This is a genomic window from Sphingopyxis indica, assembly GCF_900188185.1.
Taxonomy (GTDB): Bacteria; Pseudomonadota; Alphaproteobacteria; order Sphingomonadales; family Sphingomonadaceae; genus Sphingopyxis; species Sphingopyxis indica.
In genome coordinates this window covers 195,787-220,761 of the sequence record NZ_FZPA01000001.1, presented here as the reverse complement: position 1 = coordinate 220,761, position 24,975 = coordinate 195,787, and the positions used below count along the sequence as shown (strand labels likewise).

21 protein-coding genes are annotated in these 24,975 nt (G+C 66.6%); 13 read left to right on the top strand and 8 right to left on the bottom strand.

Annotated elements, in window-relative coordinates; genetic code table 11:
• Positions 1 to 5: 5 nt before the first annotated feature.
• Genes CHB69_RS00900 through CHB69_RS00890 form a run of 3 tightly spaced genes read right to left on the bottom strand, consistent with a single transcriptional unit; the run spans position 6 to position 1,289 of the window.
• The gene (locus CHB69_RS00900; RefSeq protein ID WP_089214106.1) at positions 6 to 308 is read right to left on the bottom strand and encodes a HigA family addiction module antitoxin; all 303 of its coding nucleotides are present in this window, start codon (positions 306 to 308) and stop codon (positions 6 to 8) included.
• Positions 308 to 589: a type II toxin-antitoxin system RelE/ParE family toxin gene (locus CHB69_RS00895; protein ID WP_089214105.1), complete on the bottom strand. Its 282-nt coding sequence runs from the start codon at positions 587 to 589 to the stop codon at positions 308 to 310. The genes CHB69_RS00900 and CHB69_RS00895 overlap by 1 nt, the downstream gene beginning before the upstream one ends.
• Positions 590 to 647: 58 nt before the next feature.
• Positions 648 to 1,289 (bottom strand): histidine phosphotransferase family protein, encoded by a 642-nt coding sequence (locus CHB69_RS00890; RefSeq protein ID WP_089214104.1) that lies wholly within the window; start codon positions 1,287 to 1,289, stop codon positions 648 to 650.
• 127 nt (positions 1,290 to 1,416) lie between these two features.
• Between CHB69_RS00890 and CHB69_RS00885 the strand changes: the two genes are divergently transcribed.
• The 4 genes from CHB69_RS00885 to mtgA all read left to right on the top strand — a co-directional run bounded on the left by CHB69_RS00885 (position 1,417) and on the right by mtgA (position 5,272).
• Positions 1,417 to 2,373 (top strand): RluA family pseudouridine synthase, encoded by a 957-nt coding sequence (locus tag CHB69_RS00885; RefSeq protein WP_089214717.1) that lies wholly within the window; start codon positions 1,417 to 1,419, stop codon positions 2,371 to 2,373.
• A gap of 80 nt (positions 2,374 to 2,453) precedes the next feature.
• Positions 2,454 to 3,356: an RNA polymerase sigma factor RpoH gene (gene rpoH, locus CHB69_RS00880; protein WP_089214103.1), complete on the top strand. Its 903-nt coding sequence runs from the start codon at positions 2,454 to 2,456 to the stop codon at positions 3,354 to 3,356.
• A gap of 44 nt (positions 3,357 to 3,400) precedes the next feature.
• On the top strand, positions 3,401 to 4,522 hold the full coding sequence (locus CHB69_RS00875; RefSeq protein ID WP_089214102.1) for a M23 family metallopeptidase: 1,122 nt from the start codon (positions 3,401 to 3,403) through the stop codon (positions 4,520 to 4,522).
• A 42-nt stretch (positions 4,523 to 4,564) separates the two neighbouring features.
• On the top strand, positions 4,565 to 5,272 hold the full coding sequence (mtgA, locus tag CHB69_RS00870) for a monofunctional biosynthetic peptidoglycan transglycosylase (RefSeq protein ID WP_089214101.1): 708 nt from the start codon (positions 4,565 to 4,567) through the stop codon (positions 5,270 to 5,272).
• An 84-nt stretch (positions 5,273 to 5,356) separates the two neighbouring features.
• On the opposite strand, the gene CHB69_RS00865 is transcribed toward mtgA, so the two are convergent.
• The 3 genes from CHB69_RS00865 to guaB form a co-directional block, all read right to left on the bottom strand.
• Positions 5,357 to 5,884, bottom strand: a complete 528-nt coding sequence (locus CHB69_RS00865) for a tetratricopeptide repeat protein (protein WP_089214100.1) — start codon at positions 5,882 to 5,884, stop codon at positions 5,357 to 5,359.
• Between the two features lie 32 nt (positions 5,885 to 5,916).
• Positions 5,917 to 7,107 (bottom strand): RsmB/NOP family class I SAM-dependent RNA methyltransferase, encoded by a 1,191-nt coding sequence (locus CHB69_RS00860; RefSeq protein WP_089214099.1) that lies wholly within the window; start codon positions 7,105 to 7,107, stop codon positions 5,917 to 5,919.
• A 102-nt stretch (positions 7,108 to 7,209) separates the two neighbouring features.
• The gene (gene guaB / locus CHB69_RS00855; protein ID WP_089214716.1) at positions 7,210 to 8,667 is read right to left on the bottom strand and encodes an IMP dehydrogenase; all 1,458 of its coding nucleotides are present in this window, start codon (positions 8,665 to 8,667) and stop codon (positions 7,210 to 7,212) included.
• Positions 8,668 to 8,904: 237 nt separating this feature from the next.
• On the opposite strand from guaB, the gene CHB69_RS00850 reads away from it, so the two are divergent.
• The 9 genes from CHB69_RS00850 to CHB69_RS00810 all read left to right on the top strand — a co-directional run bounded on the left by CHB69_RS00850 (position 8,905) and on the right by CHB69_RS00810 (position 19,991).
• Positions 8,905 to 10,278 carry an MFS transporter gene (locus tag CHB69_RS00850; RefSeq protein ID WP_089214098.1) on the top strand — a complete coding sequence of 458 codons (1,374 nt, stop codon included), beginning with the start codon at positions 8,905 to 8,907 and terminating at the stop codon, positions 10,276 to 10,278.
• A gap of 46 nt (positions 10,279 to 10,324) precedes the next feature.
• Positions 10,325 to 11,422, top strand: a complete 1,098-nt coding sequence (locus CHB69_RS00845; RefSeq protein WP_089214097.1) for an ABC transporter ATP-binding protein — start codon at positions 10,325 to 10,327, stop codon at positions 11,420 to 11,422.
• 90 nt (positions 11,423 to 11,512) lie between these two features.
• Positions 11,513 to 12,538 (top strand): LacI family DNA-binding transcriptional regulator, encoded by a 1,026-nt coding sequence (locus CHB69_RS00840; protein ID WP_089214096.1) that lies wholly within the window; start codon positions 11,513 to 11,515, stop codon positions 12,536 to 12,538.
• Positions 12,539 to 12,560: 22 nt separating this feature from the next.
• Complete coding sequence (locus CHB69_RS00835; RefSeq protein WP_089214095.1) at positions 12,561 to 13,829, top strand: extracellular solute-binding protein; 1,269 nt, start codon at positions 12,561 to 12,563, stop codon at positions 13,827 to 13,829.
• A gap of 41 nt (positions 13,830 to 13,870) precedes the next feature.
• Positions 13,871 to 14,722, top strand: coding sequence for a carbohydrate ABC transporter permease (locus tag CHB69_RS00830; RefSeq protein WP_089214714.1), 852 nt, complete (start codon positions 13,871 to 13,873; stop codon positions 14,720 to 14,722).
• Complete coding sequence (locus CHB69_RS00825; RefSeq protein WP_170935385.1) at positions 14,722 to 15,531, top strand: carbohydrate ABC transporter permease; 810 nt, start codon at positions 14,722 to 14,724, stop codon at positions 15,529 to 15,531. Before CHB69_RS00830 ends, CHB69_RS00825 begins: the two co-directional genes overlap by 1 nt.
• Before the next feature lie 76 nt (positions 15,532 to 15,607).
• Positions 15,608 to 16,954, top strand: coding sequence for a GH1 family beta-glucosidase (locus CHB69_RS00820; protein ID WP_089214094.1), 1,347 nt, complete (start codon positions 15,608 to 15,610; stop codon positions 16,952 to 16,954).
• The gene (locus CHB69_RS00815; protein WP_089214093.1) at positions 16,951 to 17,823 is read left to right on the top strand and encodes an endonuclease/exonuclease/phosphatase family protein; all 873 of its coding nucleotides are present in this window, start codon (positions 16,951 to 16,953) and stop codon (positions 17,821 to 17,823) included. Before CHB69_RS00820 ends, CHB69_RS00815 begins: the two co-directional genes overlap by 4 nt.
• A gap of 2 nt (positions 17,824 to 17,825) precedes the next feature.
• Complete coding sequence (locus CHB69_RS00810) at positions 17,826 to 19,991, top strand: glycoside hydrolase family 2 protein (RefSeq protein WP_089214713.1); 2,166 nt, start codon at positions 17,826 to 17,828, stop codon at positions 19,989 to 19,991.
• 166 nt (positions 19,992 to 20,157) lie between these two features.
• Here CHB69_RS00810 and CHB69_RS00805 read toward each other — a convergent pair whose 3' ends face one another.
• Together CHB69_RS00805 and CHB69_RS00800 are read right to left on the bottom strand one after the other, a co-directional pair.
• Complete coding sequence (locus tag CHB69_RS00805; protein ID WP_089214092.1) at positions 20,158 to 21,663, bottom strand: glucoamylase family protein; 1,506 nt, start codon at positions 21,661 to 21,663, stop codon at positions 20,158 to 20,160.
• A gap of 90 nt (positions 21,664 to 21,753) precedes the next feature.
• Positions 21,754 to 24,795 (bottom strand): TonB-dependent receptor, encoded by a 3,042-nt coding sequence (locus CHB69_RS00800; RefSeq protein WP_089214091.1) that lies wholly within the window; start codon positions 24,793 to 24,795, stop codon positions 21,754 to 21,756.
• Between the last annotated feature and the right edge of the window lie 180 nt (positions 24,796 to 24,975).

Below are 24,975 nucleotides of genomic sequence, written 5' to 3'. Positions count from 1 at the left end.
GCGGCTCAGGCCGGCTCCGGCAACCGTTCGATCCTGAGCGTCTTTGCCGCATCCTCAACTTGCGCCAGATCGAAAGCCGCCTGCATCCTCAGCAGCGTCGCCGCCGACACGCCGAAAGCCTTTTCGAAGCGAACCGCCATCTCCGGCGAAAGATCGGCGTGCCCGTTCAGCAAATTGCTCATCGCCGCGCGGCTCACCTGCAGATGATTGGCGGCCTGCGATACGTTCAGGCGATAGGGTTCCACCATATTGCGCCGCAGCCACGGCCCAGGGTGGACGGCTAAGGACGCATGAAGCTGGATAGTCATCAGTGATAATCCTCCAAATCGAGATCGCCGATGGTTCGATCATCGATCCGCGTGAACGTCAGCCGATAATTGCGGGTTACCGTCATGGCCCAACGTCCCGCGCGGTCGCCGCGTAACGGATGAAGCCCGAAATTGGGCGGCGTGCCAAGTTCGTCGAACGAGGCGGCGGCAACGATGAAGGCCAGCATGTCGCGGAGCCGGTCCGGCTGCATGACCCCTTTGGCCGAACCGCTTTCCGCAAAGCGACGCAGACCCTTGTGCCTGATACTCCCGATCTCCATGCCAATGTGTAAAGCATGGCTTGGCAATATGTCAAGTGTTAATTGACACGCGACATATCTATCGACCCTTGAGCACTGCGCCCACAAGCAGCGAAGTCGGGGTTTCGCGCGCGAGCATCACCTGTCCGTCATTCTGCGCCGCAACCGCCTGAACGAGCACGGCGGGGGCGGTGCGTGACGTCATGGCGGCGCTCGCCTCGCCTTCCTGCAGGATGCGTTCGACATCGGCATCGACGAGGATGCGTTCGGCCTCGGCATGGAGCGCGATCTCTATCCCCTCGCCCTGCCGTTCGCAGCCGATGTCGAGCCGCCCGCCGCGCACCAGCGCGTCGACGAGGATCAGCGCGAGGTTGAGGATGATCTTCACCGCGGGCTTGGGCAGCGGCTCGTCGCCGATCATCCAGTTGAGCTCGATCGGGCGGTCGGCCATGATCCCCTCGATCGCCGCCTTCGCCTCGGCGGGCGGCACTGCCTCGCCGAAACCGCCCGCCGAACCGAAGGCGAGCCGGAAGAATTTGAGCTTCGCCGCCGAGGTCCGCGCGCTCTGTTCGAGAAGATCGAGGCAGCGTGCGCGCATTTCGGGGTCTTTTTCGTCGGCGAGCAGTTCGAGCCCGTTGGCGAAGGCGCCCACGGGACTGAGCAGATCGTGGCAAAGGCGCGAGGCCAGCATGGAGGCGAAATCGACGCGGTCATCGGTCATAATGAATGCAAGGCTCCCCAGCGCAGCGTCCGGATGTTTCCGGCTCCCTCGCTCCTAGGGCAGCAGCCCCCGCGAGGGCAAGCGCAACCCCCTTGATTTTTGGCGTTTAGGGGCCACATCGCCGATGATGCCGGGGGACGATCAGATTTTGCATGTGACGCTGACCGAGGGTGCCGCCGGGCTGCGGCTCGACCGGGCGCTCGCCGAGGCGCTGCCCAATCTGTCGCGCGAGCGGCTCAAGACGCTGATCAAGGGCGGCCGCGTCGCCGATGCGAGCGGCGCGATCCTGTGGGACCCGGCGACGAAAGCCGCGGCGCCCGCTGTGCTGGAAATCCGCCTTCCCGTCGCTGCGCCCGCGCATAATATCGCGCAGGATCTCGATCTCGTCATCGCCTATGAGGACGTGCATCTGATCGTCGTCGACAAGCCCGCGGGGATGGTCGTCCATCCCGCCGCGGGCAATGCCGACGGCACGTTGGTCAATGCGCTGCTCCACCATTGCGCGGGGCAGCTTTCGGGAATCGGCGGGGTCGCGCGGCCGGGGATCGTCCACCGCATCGACAAGGATACGAGCGGGCTGATCGTCGCCGCGAAGCATGACAAGGCGCATGAGGGGCTGGCCAAGCAATTCGCGGCGCACAGCATCGACCGCCGCTATCTGGCGCTCGCGACCGGACGGCCGATGCCCGCGAACGGGACGGTCGACGCCGCGCTCGGGCGGTCGCCGACCAATCGCAAGAAGATGGCGGTGGTCGCCGCGGGACGCGGCAAGCGCGCGGTGACGCATTACCGGACGGTCGAGGCGCTGAACGGCGCCACCCTGGTCGAATGCCGGCTCGAAACCGGCCGCACGCATCAGGTGCGCGTGCATATGGCGCATATCGGCCATCCGCTCGTCGGCGACCCGGTCTATGGACGCGCCCGAAAGCCGCTGTCGGATATATTGAGAGCGCGGAATTTCACCCGCCAGGCATTGCACGCGGCCCATTTGGGTTTTATTCATCCGGTGACCGGTAACAAAGTCGCGCTCGATAGCGAAATCCCAGCGGATATGCGGGAACTGATCAATGAATTGCGCGTTTAGGTTTCGAATGAAAATCTATTTTGACCGCGGGACAAACCCGCGGCAGGATGATTTCAGGTTTTAGGGAAGACACTCTTTCAATGGCTAACAAAAGCAATGTCCCGGCCGTAGTGCCTGCACTGGGCGGCGAAGCCAGTCTGAACCGCTATCTGGCCGAAATCCGTAAATTTCCGCTCCTTACCCCCGAGCAGGAATATATGCTCGCCAAGCGCTTTCAGGAGCATGGCGACAATGAGGCGGCGGCGCAGCTCGTCACCTCGCACCTGCGCCTCGTCGCGAAGATCGCGATGGGCTATCGCGGCTATGGCCTGCCGGTCAGCGAGCTGATTTCGGAAGGCAATATCGGGCTGATGCAGGGGGTGAAGAAATTCGACCCCGAACGCGGCTTCCGCCTCGCCACCTATGCGATGTGGTGGATTCGCGCGTCGATTCAGGAGTTCATCCTGCGCTCGTGGAGCCTCGTGAAGATGGGCACCACCGCGGCGCAGAAGAAGCTGTTCTTCAACCTCCGCCGGATGAAAAACAACCTCGAAGCGTTCGAGGATGGCGACCTTAGCCCCGAGAATGTCGCAAAGATCGCCAAGGACCTTGGCGTCACCGAGGATGAGGTGGTCAGCATGAATCGCCGCATGGCGATGGGCGGCGACACGTCGCTCAACGTGCCGATGGGCGAGGATGGCGACAGCCAGTGGCAGGATCTGCTCGGCGACGAAGAGCCGTTGCAGGACGAACGCGTCGCCGAAGCCGAAGAGCGCGACGTGCGGCACGACCTGCTGGGCGAAGCGCTCGAAACGCTCAATGAACGCGAGCGCCATATCCTGACCGAACGCCGCCTGACCGACGATCCGAAGACGCTCGAGGATCTGAGCCAGGTCTATGACGTCAGCCGCGAGCGCGTCCGCCAAATCGAGGTGCGGGCATTCGAGAAGCTGCAAAAGGCGATGCTCAAGCTCGCCGGCGAGCGCCGCCTGATCGGCGCTTGAACCGAAGCATTTGCCGATGGCGCCGCCTGACCTAAGGTGGCGCCATGTGGCTTCTTCCCCTGCTCGCGGCTCTCGCCGCGCCCGTTGCAGCGGCGGCTCCGGTTTCGCCGGAGCACGCCGTCATCGACGCTTTCGATGCCGAAATCCCCTATCGGCCCGGCCCGGTGCGGATCGGCGACACCCGACATCTCGTCTATGAGTTGCACCTCACCAATTTCGCGTCGGAGCCGCTGACGCTGGACCGCATCGCGGTGGAGGATGCCGCGAACGGGACGGCCCTCCTCGCGCTGTCGGGCGAAGCGCTGGCGACGGCGCTTGGCCACATCCCGTCGGGAGGCGACCCGAAAGGGCCGACGATCGCGCCGGGCGAGCGCGTCATCGCCTATCTCGACGTTCCGCTGACGGGCGGCCGCGCGCCCGACGCGCTCGCGCACCGCGTGACGCTGGCGCGCCCGACGGGGGCGCACATCGTCGATGCCGGGCGCGTCGCGATCGACGCGCGCCCCCTCCCTCGTCTCGGCCCGCCGCTGCGCGGAGGTCCGTGGGTCGCCGTCTATGCACCCGAAATGGAGCGCGGCCATCGCCGGGTGCCCTATGCGGTCGCCGGGCACGCGACGATCCCGGGCCGTTTCGCGATCGACTGGATGAAGGTCGACGCCGAGGGCCGTTTCGACCGTTCGGACGGCAAGACGCTGGCCGATTCGCTGAGCTATGGCGCCGAGGTGCTCGCCGTCGCCGATGCGGTGGTGGCCGCGACGCGCGACGATTTCGCCGAGCCCGAATTGCGCGCCGACCTCCCAAAAGTCGCGATCGGCGACGCGACGGGCAATTTCGTCGCGCTCGATCTCGGCGACGGCCGCTATGCCTTTTACGAGCATCTGCAGCCCGGCCTCCGCGTGAAGCCCGGCGACCGGGTGACGCGCGGGCAGGTGATCGGGCGCCTCGGCCTGACGGGTCAGGGCAGTGCGCCGCACCTCCACTTTCACGTCGCATCGGCGCCCTCGCCGCTCGCCGCCGAAGGCCTGCCCTTTCTGATCGAGGGTGCGACGCGGATCGGCGGTTATCGGTCGATCGGCGACCTCGGGACGCCGTGGCGGCCGGCACCACCGCTCGCCCCCGGCCCGGCGCTGCCGCCGGCGAACAGCGTCGTCCGCTTTCCCGAATGAGCCGCTTGTCCGACCGCCCCGCGCTGCGATAGAGACGCGGCGATGAGCCCCGCGACCAAAGCCCGCCGCCGCAAACTCCCCTGGTATCTGCGGCCGTTCAAATGGCTGCTCTGGTTCATCGCGATCAGCGCGGCGTGGGTGCTGCTCTATGCCGTCGTGCCGCCGCCGGTGACCTTTACCATGCTCGCCGATTCGGGTGGCATCACCAAGGACTGGACCGGCCTGTCACATATCGACCGCAACATGGTGCGCGCGGTGATCGCGGCCGAGGACGGCAAATTTTGCAGCCACAATGGTTTCGACCGCGAGGCGATCGAACAGGCGATCGAACGCAATGCGAAGGGCAAGAAATTGCGCGGCGGATCGACGATCAGCCAGCAGACCGCGAAAAATGTCTTCCTGTGGCAGGGGAGCGGCTGGGCGCGCTATGTGCGCAAGGTGCCCGAGGTGTGGTTCACTTTTCTGATCGAGACGATCTGGGGCAAAAGGCGGATCATGGAAGTCTATCTGAACGTCGCCGAGACGGGGATCGGCACCTATGGCGTCGAGGCGGGGGCGCAGCGTTATTTCAAGCATGGCGCGGGCAAGCTGACGCCCGCCGAGGCGGCGCGCATCGCCGCGATCCTGCCGCTGCCCAAGAAGCGCGAGGCGATCAGCCCGTCGGGCTTTACCCGCCGCTATGGCAACACGATCCGCGCGCGCATCGGCGTCGTGCGGCGCGATGGGCTGGATGCGTGCGTTTATCGGTAGCGCGGTCGGTGTGGGGAGCGGACAAGCCTCCCAACCGTGAGCCGTCGCCCGCCAGCAGTCCCGAAAACCGCTGCGCCCTTCGCGTCAGTTCTGGCTGCTCGCCGTCGTCGTGACCGCCGGCTTCGGCGTCACCGCATCGGCGGCGACGACACGCTTCGTTTCGCCGGCGGCCGAAATGGCGCGCTCGAGGGCGGCGACCTGCGGGCATTCGCCGCGGCACACGCGCTGCGCATCGGCGAGCTTTTCGCGCGCGATCTCGACCGCGCCCTTGTCGGCGAGCGCTTCGCCCTGTCCGGTCAGCGCGGTGAGGTCGTTGGGTTCGAGCAGCAGCGCCTCGCGATAGAGGCCGATCGCCTTGCCCGGCAGGCCCTGCGCGCGCGCGACCTGCGCGAGCGCGATGATCGCCGAGCGGTTGCGCGGGTCGGCGGCGAGCGCCGATTCATAATAATCGACCGCGGCGTCGAGATTGCCCTGATGCTGCGCGGCTTCGCCTTGCTTCTGAAGCGCCACCGAGGCGGGCAGGATGTCGTTGTCGGCGCGCTGCGCATCGGAGGCGACGGGCAGGCTGGCGAGGATCAGACCGGCCGAAAGAGCCAGAAAGCTGACGCGCATTGCATTCTCCCAATATCTGGTTCGCGGCGATGCTAACATGGCGCTGTCAGCCTTGCGAGGAAAAAGCCGTCGCATCCGTCGTGCCCCGGCGACAGCAGAAAACCGTGCCCCGCGGCGCGCCCGACGCCTTCGGGAAGATAGCCCGTGTCGGCGCTCCAGCCGGGATGGCGCTTCAGAAAATCGTCCACCTGGTCTCGCCCCTCGCGTGCGATGATCGAACAGACGGCATAGAGAAGTTTGCCCCCCGGCGCCACCAGATCGGCACCTATATCGGCGAGGCGCGCCTGATCGGCGATGTGGCGACCCAGCCGCGCGGGGGTCAGCCGCCAGCGCAGTTCGGGACTGCGCCGCCACGTCCCGCTGCCCGAGCAGGGAGCGTCGACGAAGACGCGGTCCGCGCGTCCCTGCCAGTCGGCGAGCATCGCGCTTTCCTGCCCCGGGTTGAGCAGCCTCGTTTCGATGCGCGTCGCCCCTGCGCGCGCGGCGCGCGGCGGAAGCTGCTGGAGGCGCGCGCGATTGGTGTCGCAGGCAAGGATGGCGGCGGCATCGCCGGTGAGCGAAGCGATCGCGAGCGTCTTGCCGCCGCCGCCCGCGCAGAGATCGACGATCGCCATGCCGGGTGCGGCATCGAGCGCCGCCGCCGCATATTGGCTCGCGGCATCCTGCACCTCGAACGCCCCCTCGGCATAGGCGGGATGCTGCGCGGCGGCGGTTTCGGGCGGCAGGCGCCAGCCATCGGACGCGCCGGCGATCGCTTCGCCGTCGGGGAAGAGCGCGGCGAGGTCGTCGCGCTTCGCCGCGATACGGTTCGCGCGCAGGTCGAGCGGCGCGCGCGCTAGCATCGCCTCTCCCTCCCCTTCACCGACGAGCGGGTCGAAGAGGTCGGTGAGCGCCGGTGGGGCCAGCCCCGGCTCGGCGCGCGGTTCGTCGGGCGAAATCGGCGCGGGGCCATAGGATGAGCCGTCGAACAGCGCCGCGAGCCCCGGATCGGCGTCGGCGAGCAAGAGCATCGCCGCGCGCCCCGACGGCGGCGCCGACCGCACCGCGCGGACCGCGTCATAGACATGGGCGCGGATCGCGCGGCGGTCCTTCGACCCCGCATAGCGGCGCGCACGCATCGCTTCGGCGAAGATCGCGTCGGCGGGCGCGCCACCCTCGCGCGCCGCGGCGGCGATGGCGTCGAGGATCTCGATCGCGGTCTGAATGCGCGCGGCGGGGGTCATGGATGGTGCCCAAGTTCGTCATTGCGAGCGCAGCGAAGCAATCCAGAGCGGCGTAAACCTCGCTGGATTGCTTCGCTGCGCTCGCAATGACGGAGCAAGTGCCTAACCCACCGGATAGTTCGGCGCCTCGCGGGTGATCGCGACGTCGTGAACATGGCTTTCGCGCAGGCCCGCGTTGGTGATCTGAACGAAGGTCGCGCGCTCGCGCAAATCCTTGAGCGTGCGGCTGCCGGTATAGCCCATCGCCGCCTTCACGCCGCCGACGAGCTGGTGGATCACGTCCTTTGCCGGGCCCTTGAACGGCACCTGCCCCTCGATGCCTTCGGGGACCAGCTTCATCTGGTCCTTGATGTCCTGCTGGAAATAACGGTCGGCCGAGCCGCGCGCCATCGCGCCGACGCTGCCCATGCCGCGATAGCTTTTGTAGGTGCGACCCTGATAGAGGAAGGTTTCGCCCGGTGCTTCCGCCGTGCCGGCGAGCAGCGAGCCGACCATCACGCTCGACGCACCCGCCGCGAGCGCTTTCGCAATGTCGCCCGAAGTGCGCAGCCCCCCGTCGGCGACGATCGGGACGCCCAGCTTTTCGGCGGTCTCGACGCTGTCGAGGATCGCGGTGAGCTGCGGCACGCCGACGCCTGCGACGACGCGCGTCGTGCAGATCGAGCCGGGGCCGATGCCGACCTTCACCCCGTCGGCGCCCGCATCGACGAGCGCGCGCGTGGCATCGCCGGTCGCGACATTGCCCGCGAGCACCTGCACCCGGTTCGACAATTTCTTGATCTTCTCGACCGTCGCGCCGACCATCTTGCTGTGCCCGTGCGCGGTATCGACGACGATCAGGTCGCATTCGGCATCGAGCAGCGCCTCGGCGCGTTCGACACCGCCATCGCCAGTGCTCGTCGCCGCGGCAACGCGCAGCCGCCCGCTCGCATCCTTGGTCGCCTCGGGATAGGTGACCGCTTTCTCCATATCCTTGACGGTGATCAGCCCGACGCAGTGATAGGCGTCGTCGACGACGAGCAGCTTTTCGATGCGGCGCTGGTGCAGCAGGCGGCGCGCTTCGTCCTGGCCGACGCCGGGACGCACGGTGGCGAGATTGTCGGCGGTCATCAGCTCGCGCACCGGCTGCCTGGGGTTTTCGGCGAAGCGCACGTCGCGGTGGGTCAGGATGCCGACGAGCTTGCCCGCGGCCTCGACCACCGGGATGCCCGAGATATTATGCTGCGCCATCAGCGCGATCGCGTCGGAAAGCGAGGCGTCGGGACCGATGGTGATCGGGTTGACGATCATGCCGCTTTCGAAGCGCTTGACCTGCCGCACGGCCGCCGCCTGTTCCTCGACTGTCAGGTTGCGGTGGAGCACGCCGATGCCGCCGATCTGCGCCATCAGGATGGCCATGTCGGCCTCGGTCACCGTGTCCATCGCCGACGAGAGGATCGGGATGTTGAGGCTGATCTCGCTCGTCAATCTGGTCGCGAGATTGGCGTCGGACGGCAATATGTCCGAAGGCCCCGGCACCAGCAGCACATCGTCGAAGGTGAGGCCGGTCTTGATCTGCATGGATGCCACTTTCTGCTGCGGGCGGCTTCCGCCCCGGCAGCAAAGGGGCGATGCGCGCGATTCGTTTGGTGGCGGCCCATGTAACCAGTCGCGCCGTGCCGCGCCAGTGGGCGACGCACGATTATTTCGCACTGCAAAGCTATGCGAAGCCCCGGACGGGTGGAACCGGTTGCCTCGTGTGATGGCGCTCGTTAGACCACCGCCTCCATAACATCCAAGGGGAAGAGGTCCAACCGCATGGAATTGACGAACCAGACGCGAGCTGCCCCGGGCGGCCGATCGACCGCCCTCGCCGCCTTCGCCGCGGTGACCGTCCTGTTCTTCGCCTGGGGGTTCATCACGTCGCTGATCGACCCGCTGGTCGCCGCGGTGAAGGGTATCTTCACGCTGAGCGATGCCGAGGCGCAATTGTCGGCCTCCGCCTTCTTCATCGCCTATGGCGTCATGTCCTTCCCCGCCGCGGCCTTGATCGCGCGCGTCCATTCGGTGCCCTCGATCCTGATCGCGCTCGCGACGATGGTCGGGGGCTGCCTGGTCATGCTCGCCGCGGCGAACCTTGCCGTCTATCCGCTGGTGCTGCTCGGGCTGTTCATGCTCGCGAGCGGGATCACCGTGCTGCAGGTCGCGGCGAACCCGCTCGCCGCCGCGCTCGGCGACCCGAAGCGCAGCCATTTCCGCCTGACCCTGAGCCAGACCTTCAACAGCTTCGGCACCTTCATCGGCCCCCTGATCGGCGCGCACCTGTTCCTGCAGGGGGTCGAGGTCAAGGAGGGTGCGGTCGTGACCGAGGCGGTGCGCAAACAGGCGCTCGCCGGGATCGATTCGGCCTATTTCTGGATCTGTGGCCTGATCGCGGCGCTGTTCCTCTTTTTCTGGATCAGCCGCCGCATCGTCGACGCCGCCGTGCCGCCGCCGCCGCTCGGGACCGCGCGCGCCAATATCTTCGAACTGATGGGCGAAGCCTTCGCCTCGCGCTGGGCCAGGCTCGGCGCGCTCGCCATCTTCCTCTATGTCGGCGCCGAAGTCGCGATCGGCACGCAGATGGCGCTGTTTCTCAACAGCGACGCGGTATGGGGCCAGTCCGACGCGCCTTTCGGCGTGCCGCTGCTCGGCTTTACCATGGGCAGCGACGGTGTCGCGGGCGTCTCGCTCCAGGAAGCGGGCAAGGCGGTCGCCTTTTACTGGGGCGGCGCGATGGTCGGGCGCGCGATCGGGTCGCTGCTGCTCGCGCGCGTTTCGGCGACGAAGCTGCTCGCGACCTTTACCGCGATCGCCTGCGGTCTCTGCCTCTATGTCGTCACCGTCGGCGGCGCCACCGCGGGCTTCGTCGCGCTCGCGATCGGGCTGTTCAACTCGATCATGTTCCCGGTGATCTTCACGCTGACGCTCGAGCGCGCCGGGGCGCGGGCCGAGGCGACGTCGGGGCTGCTCTGCACCGCAATCGTCGGCGGCGCAGCGATCCCCGTGCTTGTCGGCAGCCTGTCCGACGCCTGGGGCTACGGCACCGCGCTGATCCTGCCTGCGCTCTGCTATGCGCTGCTGTGTGCCTTCGCGCTCGCCGCGGCGCGCACGCCGCCGGTGCAGGCGGCGGCCGCGGCCACGGTCCATTGATCGGGCACGGCGGCCCGGCGGCAGGCCCCGGCCGGGGGCGCTGAGCTTGGCGGGGCTGTCGATCGAGCGTGCCCGCAAGCGTTTCGGCGACGTCGAGGTGCTGAAAGGCGTTTCGATCGACGTCGCCGACGGCGAGTTCGCTGTGATCGTCGGGCCGTCGGGCTGCGGCAAGTCGACGCTGCTTCGTGCGGTCGCCGGACTCGAGGATCTGACGGGCGGGACAATCCGCATCGGCGCGCGCGACGTCACCGGCCTCGGGCCGTCCGAGCGCGGCATCGCGATGGTGTTCCAGAGCTATGCGCTCTATCCGCACCTCAGCGCCTATGACAATATGGCGTTCGGCCTGCGGATCGCGAAGGCAAGCAAGGCCGAGATCGACGCCGCGGTGCAGCGCGCCGCCGAAATCCTGAACATCGAAGCGCTTCTCGACCGCAAGCCCGCCGCGCTGTCGGGCGGCCAGCGGCAGCGCGTCGCGATCGGCCGGGCGATCGTGCGCAAGCCGCAGCTTTTTCTGTTCGACGAGCCGCTGTCGAACCTCGACGCCGACCTGCGCGTCCGAATGCGCTATGAATTCGCCGAACTGCACCGCGCGCTCGGCACGACCACTCTCTATGTCACCCACGATCAGGTCGAGGCGATGACGCTCGCCGACCGGATCATCGTGCTGCGCGATGGCCGTATCGAGCAGGCCGGCACGCCGCGCGCGCTTTACGAGCGCCCCGCCAACCTGTTCGTCGCGCAATTCATCGGCGCGCCGCGCATGAACATTCTGCCCGCGACGGTCATCGAGGGCGGCGCGGCGATGCTGGCCGAGGGCAGCGCGATCGCGCTGCCGCCGGGTATAAGCCTGCCCCCCGGCACGCCGGTTTCGGTCGGAGTGCGGCCTGAAGATGTGACGATCGGAGCGGCGGACGGCCTGCCCTTTGCGATCGCCTTCGTCGAACGGCTCGGCGGGCTTGCGACGCTGCACCTGCGCGGCGCGGGACGCGCGACGATCGCGTGCCAGATCCGCGACGACGGGCGGCTGCGCGAAGGCGAGCGCGTTCCGGTCGGCTTTCCGGCCGACCGGCTTCACCTGTTCGATGCCGATGGCCGCCGCCTTGCGGCGGAAGCCGAGGAAGATGCTTGCCATGGCGCCGTGTAACCGGTTACTTTGGCAATCTTCCGTGCCCGGCGCGCGACCGGCCGGAGTCGCGAAGGCGGCCCGGCCCATGGGGAAGAGGGGGGTGAGCCTATGGCAACATTGAGGGACGTGGCCCGCGAAGCGGGCGTTTCGGTCGCCACCGCCTCGCGCGCGATCAACGGCCACAGCAATGTCACCGGCCCGACGCGCGCGGCGGTGATGGCCGCGGTGAAAAAGCTCAATTTCGTCCCGCACAGCGGCGCGCGCAGCCTGACGCGGCGCAAGAGCGACACGGTCGGGGTGATCCTGCCCGATCTGTTCGGCGAGTTTTTCTCCGAGATCATCCGCGGCATCGACCTTGTCGCGCATGAGGCCGGGCTGCATCTGCTGCTCGGCAATATGCACGGCAGCGCGCACGAAACCGCAGCGGCGATCGCCGCGATGCGCGGGCGCGTCGACGGGCTGCTCGTCATGCCGCCCGAACTGAAGCCCGAAACGCTCGCCGCGCACCTCGACCCGGTCCTGCCGACGGTGCTGCTCAACTATGATGCAGCGACGCTCGATCTGCCCTATGTCGCGGTCGATAATTATCGCGGCGCGTGGACGATGACCGAGGCACTGCTTGCACGCGGCGCACGGCGCATCGTCCATATCGCCGGACCCAAGCACAATCGCGACGCGCGCGACCGCCAGCGCGGTTTCGCCGATGCAATGGCGAAGATCGCGGGCGAACGCAGCCCGGTGATCCTGCCCGGCGACTTTTCGGAGGAAGCGGGGGCCGAGGCGGCGCGCCTGCTGCTCCAGGGCCAATTGCCCGCCGACGCGGTCTTCGCCGCGAACGACCTGATGGCGGTCGGCTGCATCATGCAGCTCGCCGAGGCGGGCAAGTCGGTGCCGGGCGACCTGATGGTCGCGGGGTTCGACGACATTCCGCTCGCGCGGCACGTCAGCCCGGGATTGACGACGATGCAGGTCAAGATCGACCAGCTCGGTTCGACGGGGATGATGATGCTGCTCCGCCTGCTGCGCGGCGATGCGCTGGGTGCGGCGAGCGCGACGATCCTGACCCCGACGCTGATGGCGCGCGGGACGACGCTGGAATCGCATCCGGCGGAGGCGCAGGCGCTCGCACGATGAGGCTGGCGGCGCAACCAACGGCATGGAGCTGACGCGGCGCCGGATGACGGGCGCGCTTGCCGCGCTGCCCCTGTTTGCCGCGCTCGGCGGCTGCGGCGCGCGGCGCGGCGACGCGCTGACCATCTGGGCGATGGGTAATGAAGCGGCGGCGCTGCCGCGCCTCGTCGAGACGATGCGGCGCGCGCCCGAGGCGCCGCGCGTAAGGGTGCAGCCGCTGCCCTGGTCGGCGGCGCATCAGAAGCTGCTCACCGGTTTCGCCGGCGGGTCGCTGCCTGCGATCGGACAGGTCGGGAACAGCTGGATCGCCGAAATGGCGACGATCGGCGCGATCGCCCCCGTTCCCGCTTCGATGCAGGGGCTGCTCGCCGACCAATTCGCGGCGGTGGTCGATACCAACCGCATCGGCGGCGAGGTCTGGGCGGTTCCCTGGTATGTCGATACGCGCCTGCAATTTTATCGCACCGACAGGCTTGCGCGCGCCGGACACGATACGCCGCCGCTCGAATGGGCGGCGTGGAAGCGCATGTTGCACGACGTGAAGCGCCTCGCCGGCGACGGCAATTATGCGCTGTGGCTGCCGCTCAACGAATTCGAGCAATTGCTGACCATCGCCCAGTCGGCGGGCGCGCGGCTGCTGCGCGATGCCGACGGGCGCGGCGCCTTTTCGGACCCCGAGTTCAAGGCGGCGCTCGCCTTTTACAAGTCGCTGTTCGACGAAGGGCTCGCGCCGCGCGTGTCGGCGACGCAGATCGCGAACCTGTGGAACGAGTTCGCGCGCGGCTGGTTCAGCGTCTTCATTTCGGGGCCATGGACGATCGGCGACCTTGGCGAGCGGCTGCCGCCCGGCTTTCGGGGCAAATGGGCGACGGCCCCCAATCCCGGCCCGGACGGCATCGGATCGGCGGCGCCCGGCGGATCGAGCCTCGTGGTTTTCGCCGACCATCGCGCGAACGACCATGCGTGGGATTGCCTCGCGCAGCTGCTCGCGCCCGCGGCGCAGATCGAGTTCCATGCGCTGACCGGCGACCTGCCCGCGCGGCGCGCGGCGTGGCAGCAGGCCGGGCTTGCGAGCGACCCTGTCGTCGCGCCATTCGCTACCCAGCTCGAACGCGCCCGCGCGCTGCCGAAAGTGCCCGAATGGGAGCGGATCGTGACCGCGATGCAGCTGGTCGCCGAGCGCATGGTGCGCGGCGAATACAGCGTCGACGAGGCGGCGGCACAGATCGACGCGCGCGCCGACCGGCTGCTCGAAAAGCGGCGCTGGATGCTGGAGAAGGGGCGCGCGCTGTGAATGCCGAGCGGCGAGCGGAGGAGGCGCGCGCGGGGTGGGCGATGACCGGCCCGGCGCTTGCGGCGATCCTGATCTTCTTCCTGATCCCGGCGCTGGCATCGCTGCTGCTCAGTTTTACCGATTTCGACATTTATGCGCTCGGCGACATCGCCAATCTGCGCTTCGTGGGGCTGGAGAATTACGCGCGCCTGGTCGAAAATCCGCTGTTCTGGAACGCGATGGGCAACAGCCTGCTGTTCGTGGCGATCGGGACGCCGCTCGTGGCCCTTCTGTCGCTCTGCGCCGCGATACTCGTCCATTCGCGCTGGCTGAGCTGGCGCCCGGTCTGGCGCGTCGCGCTGTTCGCGCCCTATGTGACGACGCTCGTCGCGACCGCGGTCGTCTGGCGCTATCTGCTCCACACGCGCTACGGCCTCGTCAACTATCTGCTGTCGCTGGCCGGCGCGGGGCCGATCGACTGGCTCGGCAGCCCGACCGCCTCGCTGCCCGCGATCCTGATCTTTGTCGCGTGGAAGACCTTCGGCTATAATATGATCATCTTCCTCGCCGCCCTGCAAACGGTGCCGCGCGAACTCGACGAAGCCGCCCGGATCGACGGCGCGGGATGGTTGATGCGGCTGCGCCACGTCACCCTGCCCGCGATCGCCCCGACCTTGCTGCTCGTCTCCGTGCTGACCGTCGCGGCGATGTTCCAGCTTTTCGCCGAGCCCTATGTGATGACCGAGGGCGGCCCCGCGCAATCGACCGTCACCATCCTCTATTTCATGTACGAGGAAGGGTTCAAATGGTGGAACCTCGGCTCGGGCGCGGCGGTCGCGGTGCTGCTCTTCCTCTGCATTCTCGCGGTCACGCTCGTGCAATTGCGCTTCGCCAGGCGCGCGGGGGCGATTTGATGCGCCGCGCGCTGGTCACCGGCTTCGCCGCGCTCGTCGCGCTCTTGACCATAGCACCGCTGCTGTGGATGCTGTCGGTCAGCTTCATGGCGCCGGGCGAGGCGGCGCAATTTCCGCCGCCGCTGCTTCCCGAAAATCCCGGCCTCGAAAATTACCGGCAGCTTTTCGGCACCTATGGCGTGGGGCGCTTCCTCGCCAACAGCCTGTTCGTCTCGACGCTCGCGACACTGCTCGCTTTGCTCTTCACCGTCCCCGCGGGCTATGCCTTTGCCAAGCTGCGCTTTCGCGGCCGCGATGCGGTCTTCCGCCTGCTCGTCGCCGCGCTCGTCGTGCCGGGGCAGATCGGAATGCTGCCCTTGTTCCTCGAGCTGAAGGCGATGGGGCTCGTCAACAGCTATGCCGGGGCGCTCGTCCCATGGCTCGCGGGCATCTTCGGCATCTTCCTCGTCCGCCAATATTGCCTGTCGATCCCCGACGAAATGCTCGAAGCGGCGCGCATCGACGGCGCGAGCGAAGGCGAAATATTGCGCCATATCGTGCTGCCGCTGCTGACGCCGGTGGTCGTGACGCTCGCGCTCTTTGTCTTCCTGTCGAGCTGGAACGATTTCATGTGGCCGCTGATCGTCCTTGCCGACCAGCAACTCTATACGCTCCCCGTCGCACTCGCGGCCCTGAGCCGCGAGCATGTGCAGGACAATGAGCTGATGATGGCGGGCGCGGTGGTGACCACCCTGCCGGTCCTCATCCTCTTCCTCGCGCTTCAGCGCTTCTATCTGAGCGGCCTGCTCACCGGGAGCGTCAAGGGATGAGCCGCCTTCACCTCACGGCGACAAGGCAAGCGTGCCGTTTGCAGCAGCATCGTCGCCCCCGTGACAAGGACAATGGATGACGAACAGCGCTTTCCCCGACGATTTCCTGTGGGGCGCCGCAACCGCCGCCTATCAGATCGAGGGCTCGCCGCTCGCCGACGGCGCGGGGGCGAGCATCTGGCAGCGCTTCAGCCACGATCCGCGGCTGATGGCGGCAAAGGGCGAGACGGGCGATGTTGCGTGCGACCATTATAACCGCATGGACGCCGACGTCGCGCTGATGAAGGCAATCGGGCTCAAGGCCTATCGCTTCAGCGTCAATTGGGGCCGCGTGCTGCCCGAGGGGGTGGGCCGGGTCAACGAGCCGGGGCTCGATTTCTACAAAAAGCTGGTCGACGAGCTGCTCAAACACGACATCGAACCCCTGCTGACCCTGTACCATTGGGACCTGCCCGTCGCGCTCGACGATCGGGGCGGCTGGCTCAATCGCGACAGCGCCGACTGGTTCGCCGACTATGCCGCGACCATGTTTCGCGCGCTCGACGGCCGCGTGCGGAAATGGGTGACGCTCAACGAGCCGTGGGTGATTACCGATGGCGGCTATCTCCACGGCGCGCTCGCGCCCGGCCATCGCAACCTGTTCGAGACGCCGATCGCGAGCCATAATCTGATGCGCGCGCACGGGCGCGCGGTCGAGATCTATCGTTCCGAGGGGGCGCACGAGATCGGCCTCGTCGTCAATATCGAGCCCAAATATCCGGCGAGCGACAGCGCCGCCGACATCGCTGCGACCGAGCGCGCGCACGCCTATATGAACCGGCAATATCTGGATGCCGCGCTGAAAGGACGCTATCCCGCCGAACTGGCAGGGATTTTCGGCGAGGCGTGGACCGAATGGCCCGCGGAGGACATGGCCCAGATCCACCAGCCGCTCGATTTCGTCGGCATCAACTATTATACGCGCAGCGTCGTGAAGGACGATCCGGGCGCGTGGCCGGTCGGCGCCGCGCCGGTGCCGCAGAATGCGACGCACACGACCACCGGCTGGGAGGTCTGCCCGCCCGCGCTGACCGACATGCTGCTGTGGTTCAGGGACAGCTATGGCGATATCCCGGTCTATATCACCGAAAATGGCGCCGCCTTCTACGATCCGCCGCAGGCCGGCCCCGACGGCATCGACGACCCGCTGCGTTGCGACTATCTGCGCACGCATATCGCCGCGATCGGCGATGCGATCAAAAAGGGCGTCGATGTGCGCGGCTATATGGTCTGGTCGCTGCTCGACAATCTCGAATGGTCGCTTGGCTATTCGAAGCGCTTCGGCATCGTCCATGTCGACTATGCGACGCAGGTCCGGAGCCCCAAGCGCAGCGCGCGCTTTTACGCCAATATCATCAAGACCAATGGAGGAAATCTCGCATGAAACGCTGGCTGATCACCCTGTTCGCGGCGCTGCTCGCCCTGCCCGCCGCGGCGAAGGACAAAGCCGATCGCGTCAGCGCGATGACCTATAACATCCGCCTCGACCTCGCCTCCGACGGCGCCGACGCCTGGCCGCATCGCAGGAAGGCGCTGACCGGCCTCGTCGCTTATTATGCGCCCGATTTCGTCGGAATGCAGGAAGTGCTGCTGCACCAGAAGCGGCAGGTCGAGGCCGACCTGCCCGCCTACACCTTCGTCGGCGTCGGCCGCGACGACGGCAAGGAGGCCGGCGAATTTTCGATGCTCGGCTATCGCCCCGATCGCTTCTCCCTGCTCGGCTCGGGCACTTTCTGGCTGTCGCCGACGCCCGATACGCCCAGCAAGGGCTGGGACGCCGCGCTGCCGCGCATCGCGACCTGGGCGCGGCTGAAGGACAGGAGCGCCGCGCAGAACTTCCTCGTCGTCAACACGCACTTCGACCATATCGGCGAGGTGGCGCGGGTCGAGAGCGCGAAGCTGATCCGCCGCTGGATCGGCGCGCATCGGCAGGCCGGCGACGCGGTGGTGCTGATGGGCGATTTCAACAGCGAGACGGGCAGCGCGCCCTACAAGGCGATCCTCGCGCCGGGCGCCGGGCTGATCGCGCTGCACGACACGCAGGATATCAGCCGCACGCCGCATTTCGGCCCCGACGGCACCTTCACCGGCTTCAAGATCGAACAGCTTGCCGGCAGCCCGATCGACCATATCTTCGTGAACGACGGCGTCGCGGTGCTGCGTCACGCAACGATCACGCAGCAGACGGGGGGCCGGCTGCCCTCCGACCATTATCCGGTGCTGGCCGACCTGTGCGTCGGCAAGGGCTGCTGATCGTGCGGCGGTGGCTGACGATCCTCGTCGCGCTGCTTGTCGCCGCCTGTGCGGCGACACCGCCGCGGCCGGCCGCCGCGCCACCGCCCGCACGCAGCGCCACCGAACTCACCGAGGGCTGGCAATTTCGTTTCGACGACGCGTTGACGCCCGAGGCGGCGCTCGCCCTGCCCGACAGCGAATGGCAGGCGGTCACGCTGCCGCATACGTGGAACCGGCTCGGCGAATATCGGATCGGCCGCACCGGCGCGACCGACAACCGGCAGGGCAAGGGCTGGTACCGGCTGCGCCTCGACGGCCGCACCCTGCCCGCCGGCAAGCGCCATGTCATCGAATTCGACGCGGTCGGCAATATCGCCGATCTGTGGGTGAACGGCCGCCATGTCGGACGGCACGCGGGCGCCTGGTCGCGCTTCCGCTTCGACCTGACCGGCTATCTCGATCCGGCGGCGGCCAATGTCCTGCTGCTGCGCGCCGACAACAGCGCGCCCGCCCCGGGAAGCAGCACCGCCGACGTGATTCCGCTCGACGGCGATTTCTTCATCCACGGCGGCCCCTATCGCGGCGTGCGCCTGCTCCATGTCGCGCCGAGCCATATCGCGCTCGGCGATCATGGCAGCGCGGGCGTGTTCGCGACCCCGGTGGTCGAGAGCGACGGGTCGGGGCGCCTCGACGTCCGGGTCGAACTCGAAGGCATTGCCGCCGGACAAAGCCTCGTCGCGACCTTGCGCGATGCCGAAGGCCGCAGCATCGGCGAAGCGACGCGGCCGGTCGCGGCGGGTCGGCGCGGCCTCGAATTTTCGATCGACGTCCCCGCGCCGCACCGCTGGGACGGGCGCGCCGATCCCTATCTCTATCGCCTCGACACGCGCCTCGCCGATGCAGACGGCACGCTCGACGCGGTGAGCGTGCCGGTCGGCTTTCGCACCATCCGCTTCGACCCCGAACAGGGCTTTTTCCTCAACGGCAGGCATCTGCCGCTCCATGGGGTGTCGCGGCACCAGGACTATCTCGGCAAGGGCTGGGCGCTGACCCGCGCCGACCATGAGCGCGACATGGCGCTGATCGCCGAAATGGGCGCGAACACCGTCCGCTTTGCCCATTATCAGCATGCGCCCGACTGGTACGAACTCGCCGACCGCTACGGCATGATCGTCTGGTCGGAGATTCCGTTCGTGAACAAGATCTCGTTCGGCGCGGCAACTGCATCGCCCGATCTCGTCGCCAACGCGCGCACGCAATTGCAGGAGCTGATCCGGCAGAATTACAATCATCCCTCGGTCGTGACCTGGGGGGTCGGCAATGAGGTCGATCTCGACGTCGCGCTCGGGCGGCTCGATCCCAAGGCCGATGCGCGGCCGCTGCTGCGCGAATTGAACGCGCTCGCACATGCCGAGGACCCGACGCGGCCGACGGTGATGGCCGATTGCTGCGAAGCGACGCACGAGACGCTGACGCCGGACGCCAGGCCCGTCCAGCCGCCGCTGACCGGGATCACCGATCTCGTCGGCTATAACCGCTATTATGGCTGGTATTACGGCAAGCCCGCCGACCTCGGCCCGCATCTCGACCGGATGCACGCGCGCTATCCCGCGGTGCCTTTGTCGGTCAGCGAATATGGCGCGGGCGGCGCGCTCACCCAGCATGTCGCCGATCCGGCAAGCCACAAGATCAATGCCGGCGGGCGCCCGCACCCCGAGGAATATCAGAGCTGGCTCCACGAACAGAGCTGGCCGCAGCTGCGCGACCGTCCCTATCTGTGGGCGACGTGGATCTGGAACATGTTCGATTTCGCTTCGAAGGTACGGCAGGAGGGCGACGCGACCGACATCAACGACAAGGGGCTGGTCACCTATGATCGTAAGGTCAAGAAGGACGCCTTTTTCTATTACAAGGCGCAATGGTCCAACGCGCCGGTCGTCCACATCACCGGCCGCCGCTGGCGCGATCGCACCGATGCGAAAACCGCGATCAAGGTTTACAGCAATGCGCCGCGCGTGGCCTTGACGCTCAACGGCGCCTCGCTCGGCGACATTGCCTGCGCGGACCGGATTTGCACATTTCCCGATGCAACGCTGGCGCCGGGCGAGAATGTCGTGACGGCGCGCGCGGACTTTCCGTCGGGGCCGGTGCGCGACGAGGTGCGCTGGACGCTCGCCGCGCCGTGACGGCCCGAGGGCAATCGACTGTAATGAACGCGTAGGAGCGTTCGTGCGTCCCCGCGGAGCCGAAGGCGGCGCGTAGCGCCAACGCGGGAACCCATCTTCGGCCGGTTCAACATGGCACCGGCCGGAAGATGGGGCCCCGCCTTCGCGGGAGCGCACATGTTTACGCTTACTCGGCCTTCGCCTCGTCGAGCCAGCCGCCGGTGAAACCGATGCGCTTGAGCCCGCGAATGATGTGCGGATTCTTGCGCATCACCTTCCACACCAGCCCGCTGCGGTGATTTTCCATCATCGCGAGGATCGGGCCCTGGTCGATGCCGAGATAGTCGCCCGCGACCCATCCGTGCTGCGGATCGACCGCGCCCGATTTCGATCCGGCATCGGTGAAGGTGAAGCTGGGGTTGATCGCGTCCTTGAAGCCATAGCGGCTATAGAGCCGCGCCCCATATTTGACGCGCATCGCCATCAGCGCGGGGATCGCCGCTTCGGGCGCGAAGGCGACCGAGCCGCCGGGCGCGGTCGGGACGATCGTGCCGTCGTCGACGATCCGCTTCGCACTTACCCCGCGCGCCATATAGCCGTTGAAGCTGCGCGGCGTGCCGTTGACGCTATATTCGTCCTTCGAATAGCCGGGGCCGTCCGACGCGGTCCAGCCCCAGATGTCGGCGCTGTAGTCGGTCCAATTATTCGGATTGTCGGCGCCATAATCGCGCTGTGACAGCGTAGCGCGGCGGCTGTTTTCGAAATAGTCGATGCCCTTGCCGCGCATGAACGCGTCCCGGATGCCGCGGAAATCGACCCAGACATGGCTGTATTGATGGCCGAAGAGCGGCTCGAACTGCAGGAAGTCGCGGCCATAGAAGCGGCCCCAATCCTCGTCGAGACGCGCAGCCCAGCCCTTGTCCCAGGCGTCCTTGCTCACGGCATGCGTCGGCGAGCCGAGCGCGAGGATGTAAACGAGCATCCCTTCATTATAGCCGACCCAGTCGTGCGTCCCGAAATCGCCGCCCGCGCCGCGTTCGGGATACCAGCCCATCGCGATCGCGTCGGGTCCGCCGCCGTTGCCCGAGGGGATGCTGCTGTTCCTGCGCTGGACGAAAGTCCAGTCGACGCGGGCGTAGATTTTTTCCGCAAGGTCGCGAATCTCGGCCTCTACCGCCGTGTCGCGGTCGTAATAGCTTTGCGCGAAGAGCACGCCGCCGAGCAGCAGCGTGGTGTCGACGGTCGACAGCTCGGTCTTGCCGCGGCGCGTGCCGTCTTCATTGTTCAGGAAATGATAGAAAAAGCCCTTATAGCCGCTGACGCCGCTCGCCGCCGGTCCCTGCGGCGCGGTCCAGTAGAAGCGCAGGCAATCGCGCGTCCGCTCCGCCGCTTCGTCGCGGGTTACATAGCCGCGCTCGGCGCCGATCCCGAAGGCGGTGAGCGCAAAGCCCGTCGAGGCGATCGACGAGAAGGGATTGCTCGGCCAGCGATCGGGCGCGAGGCAGCGTTCGCGGCTCGTCGTATCCCAGAAATAGCGGAAGGTCCGCTCGCTCAGATCCTCGGCAAATTGCGCCTCGGTCAGCGGCGCGAGCGCCGGCGGGGCGGACGAGGGCGCAGGCGCCGTCGTCGCGGCGGGCGTGCAGGCGGCGAGCGCCAGGAAAGGCAAGGCGAGCGACCCGAGCCGGAAAGTCATATCATACTCCAAAGATTAGGGGCTGGCCCCTAAAAGCGGGCGCCCGGTCGCGGGAGGGGGTGTGACCGGACGCCCGCTGGTTCGACCGGTTCAGAATTCGAAACCGGCCGAAAGCTTGATCGTCCGCGGCGGATTGCCGCCGACCCCGATGCCGCTGATGCTCAGATATTCCGGGCTCGAAGGGTCGTTATTATAGTCGACATAGTTGCGATCGTTGAACAGGTTGATGATGTCGACGCGCAGCCGCAGCCGCGATTCGTCGCTCAGGAAGCGGAATGGGATGTATTTGGTGACCGCGATATCCATCTGGCGGAAGCCCCAGCGATCGCCGTTGCCCTTGGCCTCGTTCGAAATCACGTCGCGCGACGGATTGGCGCCGCCGGTATTGACGAACGCCTTCAGATAGGGCGGCGACATGATCTGGAACTTGCCCGACAATGTGACGCCGATCGGCAGGTCGACCGACCCCGCGGCGACGAAGCGATGCTTGCGCACGCCACTCGATCGCACGACCGGATAATCGTCAAGCGACGGATAATCGAGGCTGAACACTTCGCCGAACTGCCGGTTTTCCTCGGCCTCGGTATAGGTGTAGGTCGCGCTCAAGCTCCAGGGCGAAGCCACCGAATAATTCTTCGTCAGCTTGAGGTAAGCCGAGTCCGCGCTCGTTTCGAGACCGTTGGTGCCGATGATGATCGAACCGAATCCCGGAGGCGCAAAGCCGAAGGGCGAATTCGGAGCGTCCGGCGCCGGCGGGAAGAAAGAGCCGTCCGGACGGCGATTGCCGAGCAGATAGGCAAAGCCGTCGCGGCTTTCGATATGGCTGTAACCGACTTCGGCCTCGAACAATTGCGTCAGCCGCCCGCGCAGGCCCAGGCTGAACTGGTCCGAATAGGGCACTTTCAGATCGTTGTTGATGAAGCGGAGCTCGCGGCCACCGCCCGCCCCAGCTCCGGCAAGCAGCTGATCGCGGCCCTCGGGCGTCAGATAGATCGGATCCCACGGCACGCAGGTGGGACTGGGGTCGCATGTGTTGTTCGGATCGCCCGTGATGAAGTTGAAGGTGCGCGTGGTGAAGGATCCGACGCTGATTTCCTGCTGCAGGAAGTCAAACTGGTTGCGGTCGTACGACCGGCCATAGCCGCCGAACAGCGCGAAGCGGCCCTCGTCGTCGAGTTCATAGGTAAAGCCGACGCGCGGCTGCCACGCACCGGTGAACGCCTTGCGCTCGGTGCCCGTCGAGATGAAATCGTTGATGTCGTAATCGGCGTTGATCAGATTCGGATAATTGGCCGGCGACACTGCGTCGACCGCATCCTGCGGGTGGACGAAATCGAGGAAGGCGGGGGTGCGCTCATAGTCCCAGCGCACGCCGATGTTCAGCGTCAGGCGGTCGGTGACTTCCCAATCGTCCTGCAAATAGATGCCGAACTGCCAGTTGTCCGAATTGACGATCGGGTTGCCGTTGCCGGTCTGCGCTCCGAACTGGAGGCGGTAGGGGATGGTGTCGTTGAACCCGTCGGGATCGGGGTAGGCGACATTATAGGTATAGACCGGATTGAAATTGTTGAGCTGCAATGTGTTGAGCTCGACCCATTTGCTCTTCACACCGAACTTGATCGTGTGACCCTCGAACCCGGTGTAGGTGAAGTCGTTCTGGATGCCCCAGCCCTTCTGCCCCTTGTCCTGATAGTTGGAGCCGCCGCCGATTCGCAGCAAGTCTCCGCGAACGACCACACCAGGCTGCGGATTGGTCGGCGAAGGCCCGGCATAGGCGAACAGCGAGCCGTCGCTGAACTCGACCGGAGTCGGCGCCCATTTGACGTCTTCATAGGTTATTTTGAGATCGTTGATCCAAGTGTCGGCGGTGTGTTCCCAGCGACCGGTGAAGCGCAGTTCCTTGACGTTCTGCGCGCTGATCGTGCTGCGCGCATTGATGCCGTTGTTCAGGAACTCGCCACTCTCCTTGCGATATTTTCCTGACAGCTCGAACAGGTCGCTGCTCGTCGGCGATACGTCGATCTTTCCGAAGAAGAGATCCTCGTTGAAGGTCGAATTGGTCTGCCCGAAATAACCCTGATATTCCGAGGGGAAGAAGGAGACGGGCAGGCTGAGGCCCGGAGTGATTTCGCGCGGGACCTCCTGGCGCTTTCCTTCATAGGTCACGAAGAAGTGCATCAGGTCCTTGATGATCGGCCCGCCAAGCGCGCCGCCGAACTGGAAATCCTTCGTCTTGACCTTGCCGGGATTGTCACCGAATTTTTCGAGCGGGGTCGCGGCGCGCAGGCTCTGGTCGGTGTAGTCGACAAAGGCTTCGCCGTGGAATTCGTTGGTACCCGAGCGCGTCACCGCGGTAATCGCGACCGAGCTGACCTGGTCGAATTCGGCCTTGTAGTTCGACGAAATCACACGATATTCGCCAACTGCAAGCTGCGGGAACGGGTTGCCCTGCGTCGAATCCTGACCGGTAATGCCGTTCTTGAGGACATAGTCCTTTTGGCCGATGCCATCGATGAAGATGTTGACCGTGCGGCTGTCCTGCGCGCCGCCCTGCAACCGCGATTGACCATTCCCGCCGGTGACGAACTGGACACCCGGCGCGAGGTCGGCGAAGGCAAGGAAATTGCGGTTGTTCTGCGGCAGCGTCTCGATCTGGCGCTGGCTGATGTTCGTGCCGATCTCGCCGCCTTCCATCGTGCGGATGCGGGTGCCGGTGACGATGATCGCGTCTTCGCCGCCGGTCGCGATGTCGGGCGCCGAGAAATCGAAATCGAGCACGGCGTTTTGCGCGACGCTCAGCGTGAATTCGTCGGTGCTGCGCACCCCGTCCGGCGTCGTCAGCTCGAGCCGATAGGTGCCTACGGGGAGCGATGCGAAATTATAGCCGCCGTTCGCATCGACCGCGACGCTGCGCTGGAAGCCGGTGTTGACGTTGATCGCGGTGACCTGGCTGACCCCGCCCTCGGCTTTCACCGTGCCGCGCAGCGAAGCGTTCGACACTTGCGCGTGCGCGGGTGCCGCAACGCCGAGCGCGAGCGCGCCGGCGGCGCTGCTCCATGCGAGCGCGGCGGCGAGTGCGCGGGCACGCGAACGGCGCGCACCATGAATGTGATGAGACTGTACTGACGTCACGGCATCCTCCCTTTTTGTAGCCCCGGCGCCCGCGCTCGCTTCTTCCGTCGGCCGGCCTTGCCACCGGCATGACGACGAATCGCGGGATAGCCCGTCTTGGTATTTTGGGTTTGTAACCGGTTTCACAATCGCTGTATAGGGGGCAAGCAACACGGGCGAACCTATGGCGTTCGCTTCGAA